Here is a 15,985-nt window from a genome sequence, read left to right as displayed (position 1 = left end):
AGCCACTAGCCGCCGCCCATGAAGACGTTTGCGCTTTTCGTCGTGACCGCGCTCGCCGAGATCATCGGCTGCTATCTGCCTTATCGCTGGCTGCGCGAAGGCGCGAGTGCGTGGCTCCTCGTGCCCGCCGCTGCCTCGCTCGCGCTCTTCGCGTGGCTGCTCACGCTCCATCCCACGGCCGCCGGGCGCACCTATGCGGCCTACGGCGGCGTCTATGTCTGCGTGGCGATTCTCTGGCTCTGGGCCGTCCAGGCGATCAGGCCGAGCCCCTGGGACTGGGCCGGCATCGGCTTCACGCTAGCCGGCATGGCGCTCATCATGTTCCAGCCGCGCTGAGCGAATCCAGGCTCAGCCGAGCGTATTGACTTGCGGAAACTTGTCGCGGAAGGCCTGCGGCATCGGCACGACCTTTTTCGCTTCGTAGTCGAAGAACACGAAGCCCGATCTCGCCATGGCGATGAGCGCGCCATCGGCCGGCCGCGTGATGGACGAATGGCCCGAGGTGAAGGCCGCCCCGTCGCGCCGCTTGCGAGCCACCGGCTGAGCGCTGCCGCGCCATGGCGGCGCAAGCGCGCTAGCGCAGGCGCTCGGGTGGCGCTTCAGGCGGAGGATCGCCTTCCGGTACGGGCGGCGGCTCGCTGTCCGGTACTGGAGGAGGTGGCGGACGATGCGGATCGTCGGGCTCCTCGGTCGGCAGATGAGACTCGGGGCCGCGGCCAACACGAGCGGCGGGCAGGAAATTCGAACGCATAAACCTCTCCGGGATACACGAAGCGTGCGCCAGAGGGGGCGTCGCAGCCCCTCGGCCTCGCCTTCGCGCGAATCGATTTGCCCGGCTCGGCGCAAACGCCGTGCCCCGCAGGTCGCCGGGGCCTGCCGGGGCCGGTACGCGGGTTGCTGCTTATCAAGCCGGGACCGGCGCGGTCAGCTCGCTTCGACTGTGCGGGGTCCTCGCATCCGGGCTCGCAACGTACTGAAGGAGGACCGATCACCATGCACACCCGACCGACGAAGGTTTTCGTGCCCGGCGCGCTCGCGCTGGCACTCGTCCTGGAAGGAGCAGCGGCGGGCGCGGCGCTCGCGCAGGACAACACCGGCGCGGATCGGCCGACCACGGCGCCCGCCACCGAGTCGAGCGGGGCGAAGGCCAACGGCGTGTACCCGGCGCCGACCCAGGGCGTCGAGAAGGGCGTGCCCGCCAGCAAGGGCGCACAGGCGACGCGAACGACACATTCCTCGAAACACAAACCGCATCACGCGAAAAAGCCGGCAAACGGCGCGGCGGGCGCGTCGGCCGCCGCGGGCGGCAGCGTTGCGAGGGAGTAAGACGATGCATGAAGATCGCGCCTTTCATTTTCCGCGCAAACTGCGCGAAAGCCGTCCGGCCCAACGCGAAAGCGGCGTCGAAACTTTCGTCCTCGCCGCGCACGGCTGGGTGCCGAACAACGCCCGGCTTCCCGTCATCGTCTATCGGCGCGCGCTGGCGCCAGGCGCCCATGACCTTGCACGGGCATTCAACGAACGCTTCGAGGCGAACGGCTGGCCGGTACAATGGCTCGACGGCGTATTCGACTATCACCATTTCCATTCCACGGCGCACGAGGTGCTGGGCGTGTTCGCCGGCACCGCCGAGCTGATTCTCGGCGGCCCGGGCGGGCGCGTGCTGCGCGTGCATGCCGGCGACGCGCTGCTGCTGCCGGCCGGCACCGGTCATTGCCTGCTGTCGCTCGCCGGCGGCTTTCGCGTAGCGGGCGGCTATCCGCGCGGGCAACAGTGGGACATCCGCCGCGACGCGCTGACGTCGGCGGAGTTGCGCGCCATGCAGGCGCTGCCGTATCCCGCAAGCGATCCCATTTACGGCGAACGGGGGCCGTTGATCGAGCATTGGCTCGCGCAGGCGTGAGCGCGCCAGGCACAGCGCTTGCCTTCAGGCGGTATTCGCCGTGCATTCGCACAAGGGATAGGGGGATACCATGACGACACAATCGAATCGCCCGCTGAATATGCGAGACCTGGCTTGTCGCCGCGCGTGTGCGCTCGTCGTCTCGTTCGGGTGCACGTTCGGCTGTGCGCTGGGCGTGCCGTCTGCCGCGCTCGCGCAGGGCGCACCGCAATCGATCGCCGTGCAGCGCATGGCGACGGTGCAGTCTGGCACCGGATTTCGCGCCTCGAAGCTCGTGGGCTCAGACGTCTACGACAATAGCGGCAGCAAGATCGGCGCGATCGACGACATCGTGCTCGAGTCGCCTAACCAGGGCGCCTTCGCGATTCTCTCCGTGGGCGGCTTCCTCGGTCTGGGCAAGCATCTCGTGGCCGTGCCGTTCAACGACCTGCGCATCGACAGCAAGCAGATCGTGCTGCAGGCCGACAAGGACCAGCTGAAGGCCATGCCCGAGTTCAACTACGCGCACGAATGACGCGCTCTTAGGTGAGCGTGATTGCCGGAGGTCAAGACGGCCAGGGCCTGAGTCCAAAGTCCTATTGCGCGCCCCTCGTTCACCCACCATAGTGGATGGATGCCTCGTGTGAGGCGTCTGAAGCGGGGAGCGATTCAATGGCGAAGAAAGAGGAAGTCAAGGCCGCGAGCGCAGCCGCGCCGGCAGAAAAACTCAGCGAAAAGGCCTATCAAAAGGAACTCGAGCGCCTGCATGGCGAACTCGTTCGCTTGCAGGAGTGGGTGGTCCAGAAGCGCCTCAGGGTATGCATCCTGTTCGAAGGCCGCGACGGCGCAGGCAAGGGCGGCACGATCAAGGCGCTCACCGATCGGGTCAGCCCGCGCGTATTTCGCGTATTCGCGCTGCCCGCGCCCACGGAGCGCGAGAAGTCGCAGATGTACTTCCAGCGCTACCTGCCGCTGCTGCCCGCCGCGGGCGAAATCGTGGTGTTCGACCGGAGCTGGTACAACCGTGCGGGCGTCGAGCGCGTGATGGGCTTTTGCACGCCGGAACAGGCCACGGAATTCCTGCGCGGCGTGCCGCTCATCGAACGCGCCATCATCGACTCGGGCACGATCCTCATCAAGTTCTGGCTCGAAGTGAGCCAGCAAGAGCAGACGCGGCGCCTCGAAGGGCGCATCAACGACCCGCGCAAGATCTGGAAGCTTTCGCCCATGGACCTGCTGTCGTATAGCCGCTGGTACGACTATTCACGCGCGCGCGACGAGATGTTCGACATGACGGATACGCCGGAATCCCCATGGTTCGTTGTCCGATCCGATGACAAGAAGCGCGCGCGTCTGAATGTCATCAGCCATATCCTGAACACCATTCCGTACAAGGCGCTGCCGCGCGAGAAGGTCACGCTGCCCGAGCGCCAGAAGGCACAAGGCTACCGCGACCCGGACTATCGTTACCGTTACGTGCAGGAGAAGTACTGAGCGGCATCGCGTCCGACCCGGCGCAGCTTGTCGTCGCGCCGGATAAAACCACACTATCATCACGATTGAACGCTCACGAGGGGTAGACCATGGCCGAGCTGCTGTTGGGTAATATCGACGAACACGTCACCGACGCCGAAATCAACGAGTTTCTGGAGCGCTACGGTTTCCCGCCGTACGACGCGATTCAGCGCATCGAGGGAGCGGGCCGTCCCGGCGCGCTGCTCACCTTCCACGCCGCGAGCGAGGAGGGGTTGCGCCGCTTGCAGGGACACATTAACAACCTGTTCTGGCGCGAGCACACCATCAGCGCACAGGTCATGCCGCCCGCACGCGAGGAATAGGCGCACGCAACTACACAACAGGGCGCGCACCGCGGCTACGCCAGCTGCGGTGCGCGCCCTGCATTTTCAGGCACCGTTTCGAGGCGGCCGCCCGCGAACCGTAAAGGCCAGCCTCAATAGAAGATCAAACCCGGCCGCTGCGTGCTCACGCGCGTACCCGCCTTGCCCTGGGTGATCGCCACGATATCGGCCAGCGCGCCGATCACCGCATCCTTGCCGGTGTTGCGCGCGAACTCCGCGGCCGCCATGACCTTCGGACCCATCGACCCGGCCGCGAAGCCCAGCTTCTCCAGTTCGTCGGGATGCGCGCTCGCAATCGCCTTTTGTGACGGCTGGCTCCAGTCGACGTACGTGGCGTTCACGTCGGTCGCGATGATGAGCATATCGGCCTCCAGCTCCTGCGCGAGCAGGGCGGAGCATAGATCCTTGTCGATCACCGCCTCCACGCCGCCCAGCTTGTGGCCTTCGCCGTAGAGCGTCGGAATGCCGCCGCCGCCCGCGCAAATCACGATCGTGCCGCGCTCCAGCAGCCATTTCACGGGGCGGATCTCGAAGATGTGTTTCGGCCGCGGGCTCGCCACGACACGGCGGAACTTGTCACCGTCCGGGGCGATGGCCCAGCCGCGCTCCGCGGCGAGCTTCTGCGCCTGCTCCTTCGTATAGACCGGGCCGATCGGCTTGCTCGGATGCTGGAACGCAGGATCGTTCGCGTCCACTTCGACCTGGGTGAGGATGGTCGCGAACGGCACCTCGTACGGCAGGAGATTGCCGAGTTCCTGCTCGATCATGTAGCCGATCATGCCCTCGGTCTGCGCGCCGAGCACGTCGAGCGGGTAGCCGGGCACGTCCTTGTAGGCCTCGCCCTGCAGCGCGAGCAGGCCGACCTGCGGCCCGTTGCCGTGGGCGATCACCAGTTCGTTGCCCTGCGCGATCTGCGCGATCTGGGTGGCCGCGAGGCGCACGTTCTCGCGCTGGTTCTCTGCCGTCATCGGCTCGCCGCGACGCAGCAGCGCGTTGCCGCCAAGCGCAATCACGATTCGCATGTCTGACTCCCAAGGTGATGCGTGTCGGTGAAGCGGGGCGCATGCACCGCATTACCGGGTTTGCAACCCGGCCGCGCGGCGCACGCGCGCCGTCGAGCGGTACGGCTCAAATGTCGGCGAGCGTCGAAACGAGAATCGCCTTGATCGTGTGCATGCGGTTTTCCGCCTGCTCGAAGGCCAGATTCAGCGGCGATTCGAATACTTCCTCGGTGACCTCGACGCCGTTCTTCAACTCGGGATACTTGTCAGCGATCTGCTTGCCGACCTTGGTCTCGCTGTTGTGGAAGGCAGGCAGGCAATGCATGAAGCGCGTTTGTGCGCTGCCGCTCGCCTTCATGAGCGCCATGTTCACCTGGTAGGGCAGCAGCACCTTGATCCGTTCGCCCCAGGCTTCCATGGGCTCGCCCATCGAGACCCACACGTCGGTGTGCACGAAATCCACGCCCTTGACGGCTTCCTTGGGGTCTTCGGTGAGCAGCATGCGCGCGCCGCTTTCCTCGGCGAACTTCTTGCAGTCCGCCACGAGATCGTCGTGCGGCCAGAGCGACTTCGGCGCCGCGATGCGCACGTCCATGCCGAGTTTCGCGCCAATCAGCAGCAGCGAGTTGCCCATGTTGTTGCGGGCGTCGCCCAGATACGCGTAGCTGATCTGCGTGAGCGGCTTGTCCGAATGCTCGCGCATGGTGAGCACGTCGGCGAGCATCTGCGTGGGGTGGTATTCGTCGGTCAGACCGTTGAATACCGGCACGCCGGCGAACTTCGCGAGTTCCTCGACGATATCCTGTTTGAAGCCGCGATACTCGATCGCATCGTACATGCGGCCCAGCACGCGCGCCGTGTCCTTCATGCTTTCCTTGTGGCCGATCTGCGACGAGGTCGGATCGATATAGGTGACGTTCGCGCCCTGGTCGTAGGCCGCGACTTCGAACGCGCAGCGCGTGCGTGTGGAGGTCTTCTCGAAGATCAGCGCAATGTTGACGCCCTTGAGGTGCTGCTGCTCGGTCCCCGTGTATTTGGCGCGCTTGAGGTCGCGCGAGAGGTCGAGCAGATAACGCAGCTCGCGGGTGCTGTGGTGCATGAGACTAAGCAGGCTGCGGTTGCGCAGGTTGAAAGCCATGTCGTTTCTCCGTTGCGAATGCAGTGGGAATGCAGTGGGAATGCGAATAGGGGCGGCGCTCAGAGATCGACGGCGTCGCGCACGATCGGGCAAGTCATGCAGTGGCCGCCGCCGCGCCCGCGGCCCAGTTCGCTCGCCGTGATCGTGATGACCTCCACGCCGGCCTTGCGCAGCAGCGTATTCGTATAGGTGTTGCGGTCGTAGCCAATCACGACGCCGGGCTCGACGCACACCACGTTGTTGCCGTCGTCCCATTGCTCGCGTTCGGCCGCGAACGCGTTGCCGCCGGTCTCGACGATGCGCAGACTCTTCAAGCCCAGCGCTTCTGCCACGACGTCCACGAAGGGCTTCTCCTCGCGGCGCAGGTCGAGCTTCGAGGGACTCTTGTCGTCGGGGCGAATCGAGAACGGCACGATCTCGTTGACCACCTCCGGGAAGATCGTCACGAGGTCGCGGTCGCAGAAGCTGAACACCGTGTCGAGGTGCATGGCCGCGCGCGACTTGGGCAGGCCCGCCACGACAATGCGCTCGGCGCCGCCCTTGGCGAAGATGTTCTGCGCGAGACGGCCGATCGCCTGGCGGCTCGTGCGCTCGCCCATGCCGATCAGCACGACGCCATTGCCGATCGGCATCACGTCGCCGCCTTCGAGCGTGGCCGCGCCATGGTCCTCGTCGGGGTCGCCGTACCACACCTGGAAGTCCTTGCCCGCGAACTCGGGGTGATAGCGGTAGATGGCCGTGGTGAGCAGCGTTTCCTGCCTGCGCGCCGGCCAGTACATCGGGTTGAGCGAGACGCCGCCGTAGATCCAGCAGGTCGTGTCGCGCGTGAAGGTGCTGTTGGGCAGCGGCGCGAGAACGAAGCTCGAATAGCCCAGATAGCGGCGAAATTCCTTGAGGATCTTGCTTTGTTCGGTATCCGGAATATCTTCGGCGACCACGCCGCCGATGAGGAATTCCGCGGTCTTGCGCGGCTCGAGCCCTTCGAGCCAGCTGCGCACCTCGCCGGCGAGCGACACGCCCACGGTCTCGGGGCGAACCTTGCGATCGAGGATGTATTTGAGCCCTTCGGGGTGTTGCACCGTTTCCGTGAGCAGATTGTGCATTTCGAGGACGTCTACGCCGCGCTCCCGCATTTTCGTGACGAAGTCGAAGTGGTCGCGCTTCGCCTGGCTGACCCAGATCACGTCGTCGTAGAGCAGCTCGTCGCAGTTGCTGGGGGTGAGGCGTTGATGCGCGAGACCCGGCGCGCACACCATGACCTTGCGCAGCTTGCCTGCCTCCGAATTGACGCCGAAGGCGACAGTGTCCGTACTCATCATGAGACTCCTCGAATCAAAGGGTGAGAAAGCCCTTGTACAGGCCGAAAGCCGCCAGCAATGCGCCAATCAGCACAGCGGCGAAAACGAACTTCTCGATGGTGGTGAATACGGGCTGGCCGACCTCGCGTTTTGCGCGTGCGAACAGGACGATGCCCGGCGCGTAGAGCAACGCGGAGAGCAGCACGTATTTGAGGCCGCCGGCGTAAATGAGCCAGACCGCGTAGATTACGGCGACGCCCGCGATGACGAGGTCCTTGTTGCGCTCGCCGCTGTCGGCCTCATACGTTTCGCCGCGCAGCGCGAGCAGGAATGCGTAGGCTGCCGACCAGAAGTAGGGCAGCAGGATCATCGAGGTAGCGAGATAGATGAGCGAGAGATACGTGCCCTTCGAAAACAGCGTGATGACGAGGAAGATCTGCACCATGCCGTTCGTGAGCCACAACGCGTTGGCCGGCACGTGCTTCGCGTTTTCCTTGCGCAGGAAGTTAGGCATCGTGTGGTCGCGCGCGGCCGAAAAGATGATTTCTGCGCACAGCAGCACCCACGAGAGCAGTGCGCCCGCAAGCGACACGACGAGGCCCACGCTGATCAGAATCGCGCCCCAGTGGCCGACCACGTTTTCGAGCACGCCGGCCATCGAAGGATTCTGCAGTGCCGCGAGTTTCGGCTGCGTGAGTACGCCGAGCGACAGCACGTTCACGAGCACGAGCAGGAGCAGCACGCCGACGAAACCGATGACCGTGGCCTTGCCGACATCGCTGCGCTTTTCCGCCCGCGCAGAGAAGATGCTCGCGCCTTCAATGCCGATGAACACCCACACGGTCACGAGCATCATGCCGCGGACCTGGTTCGTCACGCTGCCGAGCTTGGGATTCATTTGTCCCCAGAAGTCGGCCGTGAAGGTGCTGGAGCGGAACGCAAACACGCAGATGATGATGAAGAGGCACAGCGGCACCAGCTTCGCGACCGTGGTGATCTGGTTGACGATCGCGGCCTCCTTGATGCCCCGCAGCACGAGAAAGTGCAGCGCCCAGAGCAGCACCGAGGCGCAGACGATGGAGATCGGCGTGTTGCCCTCGCCGAACACCGGGAAGAAGTAGCCGAGCGTGCTGAACAGGAGAACGAAGTAGCCGACGTTGCCGAGCCACGCGCTGATCCAGTAGCCCCAGGCCGAGCCGAAGCCCATGTAGTCGCCGAAGCCGGCTTTCGCGAAGGCGTAGACCCCGCCGTCGAGTTCGGGTTTGCGGATGGCCAGCGACTGGAACACGAACGCGAGCATGAGCATGCCGACCGCGGTGATCGCCCAGCCGATCAGCACCGCGCCGGCGTCGGCGCTGGCCGCCATGTTTTGCGGCAGGGAAAAGATACCGCCGCCCACCATCGAGCCCACGACGAGGGCGGTGAGCGCGCCAAGGCGCAACTTGTTGGCAGAGGCTGGCGTGGCGGCGCTGTCGGGCTTGGCCGCGGGGTGAGACGAAGACGTCGATTCGGACATGCGCGATCTCCTGTACGAGCCGGCTGGGTTGCAGATCTCGCGCTGCGCGCGAGCCCATCAACATGCTGGTGCCTGAATCTGCAGCGCGGATCGCATGCCGCGAGAGCGGAACCCGTGCCGCTACGCGCTCAATCTGATAGGGGGCGCGCAAAATGACAATAAGACCTTGGTCCGATAGGAAGAGGCGGTTCGACGGGAATTAGGCAAATTAAAGGCGTCAGTGGATTGCAGTTTTATGACGGGCCTTATGCCAATTGCGTACGGAATGGGGCCGTTTGCCGGACTTTGCCGGCAGACAGGCATTGCGCGGCGCAGGGTAAATTCGCGGTTCGATCTATATGTGCAGGACAACTCGCATGTGAATTTCGATTAATCTTAGATTAAATCGGGAGGCAAAATATTGATCGCGCGTAAGTGTTCAATCACCTCTTTTATTCGAATTATTGGAAATAATTACAAGTTGATGTGTCATTAGGCGCGACGTTATCGGACATCATTGCCAGCAAACGCGATAGGAAACCTTCCACTGGTTTCCCTGAATTGTTCGACGCGCACCGGCTCCGGCACCATTAGGTCAAACGAAGCCACACGAGCCCACGCAACGAGATGAACGAAACCGTTCCCGCATCCGCTCCGGCCTGGACGCCGGCACCGCAGCAGGTCGAGTCCGCCCGCATAACGCGGTTCATGAAGTGGCTCGGCGAGGCGCGCGGTCTCGCGTTCGACGACTACGACTCGCTCTGGCGTTGGTCAGTCGAGGACATCGACGCTTTCTGGTGCGCGCTGTGGGACTGGGCGCAGATTCCCTCGCGCGAGCCGCGCGGCGTGGCGCTCGCCGATGCGGCGATGCCCGGTGCACGCTGGTTTCCCGGTGTCGAGTTGAACTACGTCGAGCGTGCCTTTCAGCTCGCGAGCGACGCGCGGCCGGCGATCCTTTCGCGCAGCGAGAGCGGCCTCATGGCGGGCCGCACGCGCGAATTGAGCTGGTCGGAGCTGCGCCGTCAGGTCGCGGCCTGCGCGGCCACGCTGCGGCGCATGGGCGTGACGCGCGGCGACCGTGTGGCGGCCTTCATGCCGAACACGCCCGAGACGGTCGTGGCATTTCTCGCCACCGCGAGCGTGGGCGCGATCTGGTCGGTGTGCTCGCCCGACATGGGGCCGCTCGCGGTGCTCGACCGCTTCCGGCAGATCGAGCCGAAGGTGCTCTTCGCCGTAGACGGCTACCGCTACGGCGGCAAGCCACACGACCGGCGCGAGCTGATTCACCATCTGCTGCGCGAGCTGCCGAGCGTGGCGCGTCTCGTATTCGTCCCGCAGCTCGACCCGGACGCCGACGTGAAGGCGTACCCGCAGGCCACGGCATGGCGCGATGCGATCGCTGGAAACGTCCCGCTCGAAATCGAACACGTATCGTTCGATCATCCGCTATGGATCGTCTATTCGTCGGGCACGACGGGCATGCCCAAGGCCATCGTGCATTCGCACGGCGGCATCGTGGTGGAGCACGTAAAGCTCACCGCGCTGCATCTCGACCTGAGCCCGGGCGACCGGTTCCACTGGTACGCCAGCACGAACTGGATCATGTGGAACTGCCAGGTGGGCGGCCTGCTCGCGGGCGCGACGCTCTGCCTCTACGACGGCAACCCCACGTATCCCGACGCGCAGGCGCTGTGGCGCTTCGTGGGCGAGACGGGCGTGACGTTCTTCGGCGCGGGGGCGGCATATTTCCAGGGGTGCCTGAAGGCCGGTGTCGAGCCGCGTGCCGCGGCCGATCTGTCGCGCCTGCGCGCGGTCGGTTCGACCGGCTCGCCGCTGCCGCCCGAAGCGTACACGTGGATACTCGAGCAGGTAGGGCCCGTCTGGATCGACGCGATTTCCGGCGGCACCGATTTCGCGGGTTGCTTCCTCGCCGGCGTGCCGACCTTGCCGGTCTATCTCGGCGAAATGCAGTGCCGGTGCCTGGGCGCGCGCGTCGAGGCGTTCGATGAAGCCGGGCACGCGCGCATCGACGAAGTCGGCGAACTCGTGTGCACTGCGCCCATGCCTTCGATGCCGCTTTGCTTCTGGCGCGACGACGCGAACCGGCGCTACCGCGAAAGCTACTTCGACATGTTTCCCGGTATCTGGCGCCACGGCGACTGGCTGCGCATCACGCCCCGCGGCGGCGCGGTCATCTACGGTCGCTCGGACGCCACCATCAACCGCCACGGCATCCGCATGGGCACGAGCGAGCTGTATCGCGCGGTGGAGTCGGTGCCCGAAGTGCTCGACAGCCTCGTGGTCGATCTCGAGTACCTGGGGCGCAGCTCGTCGATGCCGCTCTTCGTGGTATTGCGCCCGGGTGTCGATCTGGGCGACGCGCTCGCGCAGCGCATTCGCGCACGCGTGCGCGAGGCACTCTCGGCGCGCCATGTGCCCGATGAGATCCATCAGGTTCAGGCCGTTCCGCGCACGCTGTCAGGCAAGAAGATGGAGGTGCCGATCAAGCGGCTTCTGCTCGGCCAGCCGCTCGAGAAGGTGGCCAATCCGGACACCATGGCCAACCCGGAAAGTCTCGCGTGGTTCGATGCATTCGCGCGGGCGAGGGGCCCGGCCGCGTAATTTCGGCCGCGCCGATTTAAAATGGCGCGCGGGCCGACGCCGATGTCTGTCCGTTTCCGCGGCCTTTCATCGTCAATGCATGCCATCGCCTAGCGCCACCGTTCCCATCTCGCTCGTCAACGGCTTTCTCGCCGGCGCGGGCGCCGAGCCCAGCGTGATCCGCCGCTATCTCAACGAGGCGGGCATCGCGCTCGAACTGCTCGCCAAGCCGGGCGGCCGCGTGACGGAAGAGCAGTTCTCCACGCTCTACCAGACGCTCGCCATCGAACTCGACGACGAGATGCCCGGCATCTTCAGCCGGCCGCTGCGCAGCGGCACGCTCAAGTTTCTCTGCCTGAGCCTGCTCGATGCGCGCAACCTCGAAACGGCGCTGCATCGCTTCGACCAGTTTTTCCACATCGTGCTCGACGACTTCCGGCTCGAATCGCGCCGCCAGGGGCTCGTGGCCCAGGTGGCATTACGCGCCAATCCGGCGTACGGCGCGATCGGGCCGCTCGGGCAGGAGCTGACGCTCAAGCTTGCGCACGGCGTGTCGTCCTGGCTGATCGGACAGCGGATCCCGCTGCTGCAAGTCGATTTCGCCTGCGCGCAGCCGCCGCACGCACTCGATCACCGCTACTTCTTCCCGGGGCCCGTGCGCTTTGGCCGCGAGGCCACGCTGATGCGCTTCAGCGCGGCCTATCTCGACATGCCGATCCGGCAGAGCAAGCGCAACCTGCGCGCGTTTCTCGCGCGCTCGCCCGGCGACTGGATCTTCGAGACCTTCAGCGAGCAGCTGGTGAGCCACAACGTGCGCCAGTACCTGGCCGCGCAACTGCCCGATCTGCCTACCATCGAAGCGGCGGCCGACAGCCTGCACTGCTCGGTGCGTACACTCTGCCGGCGCCTCGCCGCAGAGGAAACCACGTTCCAGGCGCTCAAGGACGAACTGCGCCGCGACGTGGCGATCCAGCGCCTCACCGACACCCAGGACACGATCGCGGCCATCGGCGGCGATCTGGGTTTCGACGACCCCAGCGCCTTTCATCGCGCCTTTCGGCACTGGACGGGCAGCACGCCCGGCACCTACCGCCGCCGAGGCTGAGCGGCTGGGCGCCTGAGCGTCGCCCGGCGCAAAGTCGGGTCGCCCAGCCATGTTGGCGGGGCACAGCAGCCGATAACGTGGCCAGAATTGTCACCATGTGGTCCGGTTTGGACATTGGTTTGGCGACCGATTGACGCTACGATCCGTCCTGTACTGCCGCAAGGTGGCCACCCAGGTGTCCCTGGTGATCCTGGCCCGGCGGCGCATCCATTTTGACCCCTGAGTGACTGGAAGGACCGATCATGAGCTACAACGCCCCCGTCAAGGACATGCTGTTCGTGCTGAAAGAGCTGGCCGGCATCGACGCAGTCGCAACCCTGCCGGGTTTCGAAGACGCTGGTTTCGACACTGCGCAGGCCGTGCTCGACGAGTGCGCGAAGCTCTCCGGCGAAGTCATCGCGCCGCTGAACGTGGAAGGCGATCGCGTGCCCAGCAGCTGGCGCGACGGCGAGGTCACGGCGACGCCTGGCTTCGCAGGGGCGTTCCGCCAGTATGTCGAGGGCGGCTGGCAGGGTCTGCAGCATCCGACCGAATTCGGCGGCCAGGCGCTGCCCAAGCTGATCGCGACGCCTTGCATCGAAATGCTCAACGCGGCGAACCTTTCGTTCGCGCTGTGCCCGCTGCTCACCGACGGCGCCATCGAGGCGCTGCTCACCGCGGGCAGTGACGAACTGAAGGCGCGCTACGTGCCGAAGCTCATCTCCGGCGAGTGGACCGGCACGATGAACCTCACCGAGCCGCAGGCCGGCTCCGACCTCGCGCTGGTGCGTTCGCGCGCCGAACCGCAGGGTGACGGCACGTACAAGGTCTTCGGCACCAAGATCTTCATCACGTGGGGCGAGCACGACATGGCGGAGAACATCGTTCACCTCGTGCTGGCTCGCACGCCCAACGCGCCAGAAGGCGTGAAAGGCATCTCGCTCTTCGTCGTGCCGAAGTTCCTCGTCAACGACGACGGCTCGCCCGGCGCGCGCAACGACGTGCATTGCGTATCGATCGAACACAAGCTCGGCATCAAGGCGAGCCCGACGGCCGTGCTGCAATACGGCGACCACGGCGGTGCGATCGGTTACCTCGTGGGCGAGGAGAATCGCGGCCTCGAATACATGTTCATCATGATGAACGCCGCGCGCTTCGGCGTGGGCATGCAGGGCGTGGGCGTGGCGGAGAGCGCCTACCAGAAGGCCGTGGCGTACGCGAAGGAGCGTGTGCAGAGTCGCCCCGTGGATGGCTCGCTCAAACAGTCGGCGACCATCATCCATCATCCGGACGTGCGCCGCATGCTCGGTTCGATGCGCGCGATGACCGAGGGCGCACGCGCGCTCGCCTATGTCGCCGCCGCCTATAGCGATCATGCTCACTACCACGCCGATCCTGAAGTGCGCGCGCGCAATCTCGCGATCTACGAATTCCTCGTGCCGATCGTGAAGGGCTGGAGCACCGAGATGGTCAACGAGGTGACGAGCCTCGGCGTCCAGGTGCATGGCGGCATGGGCTTCATCGAGGAAACGGGCGCGGCCCAGTACTACCGCGATGCGCGCATTCTCGCCATCTACGAAGGCACGACGGCGATCCAGGCGAACGACCTGGTCGGCCGCAAGACGGTGCGCGACGGCGGCGCGGTTGCGAAGGCGCTGCTCGGCGAGATCGATCGGACTGCTGAGGAACTCGGCCGGGCCGGCGGCGCGGCCGCGGCATCGATGCGCGAGCAGCTCGAGAAGGGCGCGCGCGCACTGGCGAATGTCGTCGACTACGTGGTTGCGAACGTCAAGCGCGACCCGAACGCGGTGTTCGCGGGCAGCGTGCCGTATCTCAAGCTCGCGGGCATCGTGCTGTGCGGTTGGCAAATGGCGCGTGCGCTGCTCGTCGCGCAACGCGAACTCGCGAACGACGCCGGGTTTTACGGCGCGAAGATCGCGATCGCGCAGTTCTACGCCGAGCACATTCTCGCGCAGGCAGGCGGCCTCGAGACGTCGATCCTGGCCGCGAAGGGCGACGCGGGCGTGCTCGCGCTGAGCGAAGTGCAGTTTTGATCGGGCGGTTTAGAGCGCTCAGTTAGCAAGGAAGGAAGGAGGAGGATATGTCGTCGATTGATTTGATCGCACAGTACGGCCCACGCGAGTCGATGGAATACGACGTGGTGATCGTCGGTGGCGGTCCTGCCGGGCTGTCTGCTGCGATCCGCCTGAAGCAGCTGGCCGCGGAGAAAGGCACTGAAATCGGCGTCTGCGTGCTGGAGAAAGGCTCGGAAATCGGGGCGCATATCCTCTCGGGCGCGGTCATGGATCCGCGTGCCCTGAACGAGCTGATGCCAGACTGGAAGGAGCAAGGCGCACCGCTGAACGTGCCCGTGACCGAGGACAAGTTCCTTTTTCTTTCCGAAACGGGGGCTAAGGCTGTGCCGAACTGGGCGCTGCCCGACAACTTCAAGAACCACGGCAACTACGTCATCAGCCTCGCGAACGTCACGCGCTGGCTGGGCCAGCAGGCCGAAGCCCTGGGCGTGGAAATCTTCCCGGGCTTCCCCGCTGCCGAAGTGCTCTACAACGACGACGGCTCGGTCAAGGGCGTCGCCACCGGCAACATGGGTGTCGGCAAGGACGGCGAGCCCACCGAAAACTTCCAGCTCGGCATGGAGCTGCACGCGAAGTACACGCTGTTCTGCGAAGGCTGCCGCGGGCACCTGGGCCGTCAGCTGAACGAGAAGTTCAAGCTGGGCAAGGACTCGGATCCGCAGGTCTACGGCATCGGCATCAAGGAACTGTGGGAGATCGATCCCTCGAAGCACCAGCCCGGCCTCGTGATCCACACCGCCGGCTGGCCTCTCGAGTCGGACACGTACGGCGGCTCGTTCCTGTACCACATCGACAACAACCAGGTGATGGTGGGCTTTGTCGTCGGTCTTGCGTACCAGAACCCGTATCTCTCGCCGTTCGAGGAATTCCAGCGCTACAAGACGCACCCGGAAATCCGCAAGTACCTCGAAGGCGGCAAGCGCGTGTCGTATGGCGCGCGCGCGATCACGGCGGGCGGCCTGATGTCGCTGCCCAAGCTCGTGTTCCCGGGCGGCGCGCTCGTGGGCGACGACGCGGGCTTCCTGAACGCCTCGCGCATCAAGGGCAGCCACGCGGCGATCAAGACCGGCATGCTGGCCGCCGATGCGGCGTTCGAAGCCGTGCAGGCAGGCCGCCAGAGCGATGAACTCGCGGCCTATCCGGAAGCGTTCAAGCAGTCGTGGCTCCACACGGAACTGTACAAGGCGCGCAACTTCAAGCAGTGGATGAGCAAGGGCCTGTACCTGGGCACGTTGATGGTGGGCATCGAGCAGAAGCTGCTGGGCGGCAACGTGCCGTGGACGCTGCATCACCAGCATCGCGACCACGAGATGCTCAAGCCCGCTTCGCAGTGCAAGCCGATCGAGTATCCGAAGCCCGATGGCAAGCTCACGTTCGATCGTCTGTCTTCGGTGTTCATCTCGAACACGAATCACGAAGAGAACCAGCCCGCGCACCTCACGCTCAAGGACGCGAGCGTGCCCGTGAACGTGAACCTGCGCACCTACGCGGGCCCCGAAGCGCGCTTCTGCCCGGCCGCGGTGTACGAGTT

The 15,985-nt window shown here is 65.2% G+C and carries 14 protein-coding genes and 1 pseudogene; 10 read left to right on the top strand and 5 right to left on the bottom strand.

Annotation, left to right across the window (positions count from 1 at the left end; translation table 11 throughout):
- Nucleotides 1-18 precede the first annotated feature (18 nt).
- Nucleotides 19-336, top strand: coding sequence for a YnfA family protein (locus BFD71_RS30620; RefSeq protein ID WP_069268057.1), 318 nt, complete (start codon nt 19-21; stop codon nt 334-336).
- A 12-nt stretch (nt 337-348) separates the two neighbouring features.
- On the opposite strand, the pseudogene BFD71_RS30615 reads toward BFD71_RS30620, so the two are convergent.
- Nucleotides 349-486 (bottom strand): annotated as a pseudogene (locus BFD71_RS30615) (thioesterase); the annotation flags it as partial.
- A 507-nt stretch (nt 487-993) separates the two neighbouring features.
- On the opposite strand from BFD71_RS30615, the gene BFD71_RS30610 reads away from it, so the two are divergent.
- The 5 genes from BFD71_RS30610 to BFD71_RS30590 all read left to right on the top strand — a co-directional run bounded on the left by BFD71_RS30610 (nt 994) and on the right by BFD71_RS30590 (nt 3,720).
- The gene (locus BFD71_RS30610; protein WP_069268055.1) at nt 994-1,326 is read left to right on the top strand and encodes a hypothetical protein; all 333 of its coding nucleotides are present in this window, start codon (nt 994-996) and stop codon (nt 1,324-1,326) included.
- A gap of 4 nt (nt 1,327-1,330) precedes the next feature.
- Nucleotides 1,331-1,903, top strand: a complete 573-nt coding sequence (locus tag BFD71_RS30605) for a cupin (protein WP_069268054.1) — start codon at nt 1,331-1,333, stop codon at nt 1,901-1,903.
- Between the two features lie 70 nt (nt 1,904-1,973).
- On the top strand, nt 1,974-2,417 hold the full coding sequence (locus BFD71_RS30600; protein WP_256094983.1) for a PRC-barrel domain-containing protein: 444 nt from the start codon (nt 1,974-1,976) through the stop codon (nt 2,415-2,417).
- 137 nt (nt 2,418-2,554) lie between these two features.
- Complete coding sequence (gene ppk2 / locus BFD71_RS30595; protein WP_069268052.1) at nt 2,555-3,376, top strand: polyphosphate kinase 2; 822 nt, start codon at nt 2,555-2,557, stop codon at nt 3,374-3,376.
- Nucleotides 3,377-3,465: 89 nt separating this feature from the next.
- Nucleotides 3,466-3,720, top strand: a complete 255-nt coding sequence (locus BFD71_RS30590) for a hypothetical protein (RefSeq protein WP_069268051.1) — start codon at nt 3,466-3,468, stop codon at nt 3,718-3,720.
- A 113-nt stretch (nt 3,721-3,833) separates the two neighbouring features.
- Here BFD71_RS30590 and arcC read toward each other — a convergent pair whose 3' ends face one another.
- The 4 genes from arcC to arcD form a co-directional block, all read right to left on the bottom strand.
- Nucleotides 3,834-4,763 (bottom strand): carbamate kinase, encoded by a 930-nt coding sequence (gene arcC / locus BFD71_RS30585; protein ID WP_069268050.1) that lies wholly within the window; start codon nt 4,761-4,763, stop codon nt 3,834-3,836.
- A gap of 106 nt (nt 4,764-4,869) precedes the next feature.
- Nucleotides 4,870-5,880: an ornithine carbamoyltransferase gene (locus tag BFD71_RS30580; RefSeq protein WP_069268049.1), complete on the bottom strand. Its 1,011-nt coding sequence runs from the start codon at nt 5,878-5,880 to the stop codon at nt 4,870-4,872.
- 59 nt (nt 5,881-5,939) lie between these two features.
- On the bottom strand, nt 5,940-7,199 hold the full coding sequence (arcA, locus tag BFD71_RS30575; RefSeq protein WP_370684327.1) for an arginine deiminase: 1,260 nt from the start codon (nt 7,197-7,199) through the stop codon (nt 5,940-5,942).
- A gap of 13 nt (nt 7,200-7,212) precedes the next feature.
- On the bottom strand, nt 7,213-8,580 hold the full coding sequence (gene arcD / locus BFD71_RS30570; RefSeq protein ID WP_069268125.1) for an arginine-ornithine antiporter: 1,368 nt from the start codon (nt 8,578-8,580) through the stop codon (nt 7,213-7,215).
- Between the two features lie 720 nt (nt 8,581-9,300).
- Here arcD and BFD71_RS30565 point away from each other — a divergent pair.
- The 4 genes from BFD71_RS30565 to BFD71_RS30550 form a co-directional block, all read left to right on the top strand.
- The gene (locus BFD71_RS30565) at nt 9,301-11,295 is read left to right on the top strand and encodes an acetoacetate--CoA ligase (RefSeq protein ID WP_069268048.1); all 1,995 of its coding nucleotides are present in this window, start codon (nt 9,301-9,303) and stop codon (nt 11,293-11,295) included.
- Nucleotides 11,296-11,374: 79 nt separating this feature from the next.
- Nucleotides 11,375-12,379 (top strand): AraC family transcriptional regulator, encoded by a 1,005-nt coding sequence (locus BFD71_RS30560; protein WP_069268047.1) that lies wholly within the window; start codon nt 11,375-11,377, stop codon nt 12,377-12,379.
- A 242-nt stretch (nt 12,380-12,621) separates the two neighbouring features.
- A complete protein-coding gene (locus BFD71_RS30555) occupies nt 12,622-14,412 on the top strand; it encodes an acyl-CoA dehydrogenase (RefSeq protein ID WP_069268046.1) in 1,791 nt (596 codons plus the stop codon).
- Nucleotides 14,413-14,459: 47 nt separating this feature from the next.
- The coding region (locus BFD71_RS30550; protein ID WP_069268045.1) for an electron transfer flavoprotein-ubiquinone oxidoreductase at nt 14,460-15,985 on the top strand (1,526 nt) is incomplete at its 3' end.

This window comes from Paraburkholderia nodosa (assembly GCF_001718195.1).
In the GTDB taxonomy this organism is placed as follows: domain Bacteria; phylum Pseudomonadota; class Gammaproteobacteria; order Burkholderiales; family Burkholderiaceae; genus Paraburkholderia; species Paraburkholderia nodosa_A.
Note: the sequence above shows the minus strand (reverse complement) of the source record. Positions and strands in the feature narration are given on the sequence as shown.